General features: G+C 68.2%; 1 protein-coding gene. It reads right to left on the bottom strand.

Annotated features, from left to right (window positions below):
* Positions 1-1011, bottom strand: a 1011-nt coding sequence (locus Q8Q85_08150; GenBank protein MDP3774224.1) for an NAD(P)/FAD-dependent oxidoreductase, incomplete at its 3' end; no start/stop codon positions are given.
* Positions 1012-1028 lie beyond the last annotated feature (17 nt).

Below are 1028 nucleotides of genomic sequence, written 5' to 3'. Positions count from 1 at the left end.
GGCCACATAGGCGCCCTGCTGCTTGGCGACCGGGGCGATGCCGGGGAGTGGCTCGCCGGCATCGCCATGGGCGAGCGCCGTGTCGCCGATGACGAAAACGTCGTCCATGTCGGGCGGCCGCAAATCGGGACCGACCAACACACGGCCAACGCGATCGCCCGCCACGGCGAGCCAGTGGGCAGCCGGTGAAGCGGCAATCCCCGCCGCCCAGATCACCGTGCCCGCGGACACGCTCTCGTCGCCCAGCCTGACCCCGGTCGTACTGCAGCGCGTGACTGCCTGTTTCAGACGGACATCCACGCCGAGGCGCCGAAGCACCTGCTCGGCATAGCGCGACAGCGGCTCCGGAAAGCTTGGCAGCAACCGTGGTCCGGCCTCGACCAGCAGCACGCGCGTCTGCTGCGGATCGATGGCGCGGAAGTCGGCCGCGAGCGCCTTGCGCGCCAGTTCGACGACGGCGCCGGCCATCTCGACCCCGGTCGGCCCGCCGCCGACGATGACGATGGTGAGGAGCCGTTCGCGCTCGCAAGCATCTAATTCCATCTCCGCGCGCTCGAAGGCGAGCAGCAGACGGCGGCGGATCTCCGTGGCGTCGTCGATCGCCTTCAGGCCGGGCGCATGGGCGGCCCAGCTATCGTTACCGAAATAGCCATGGGTCGCTCCGGTCGCGAGCACCAGAACGTCATAGGCAATGTTGCGGCCCCCCATGATTACGCGTTTGCGCACACGATCGACGCCGGTGACCGCGCCCAGCAGCACGCGTGTGTTGCGCTGGTGCCGGACCAGACCTCGAATGGGCCAGGCGATGTCGGCCGGCGACAGTCCGGCCGTCGCCACCTGGTAGAGCAGCGGCTGAAAGAGGTGATGGTTCTCCCGGTCGATCAGGGTGATGTCCACCGGCACCGTGGCAAGCCGCTTCGCGACGCTGAGGCCGGCGAAACCGGCGCCGACGATGATGGCATCAAACGTATTGCCACCCAATCCGACCGCGCCCTGACGTGAACCTGGCATGTATCCCCCTGCGTATT

It is taken from the genome of Gemmatimonadales bacterium, assembly GCA_030697825.1.
GTDB lineage: Bacteria > Gemmatimonadota > Gemmatimonadetes > Gemmatimonadales > JACORV01 > JACORV01.
The sequence above is the reverse complement of the archived record's forward strand: the minus strand, read 5'-3'. Positions and strand labels throughout refer to the sequence as shown.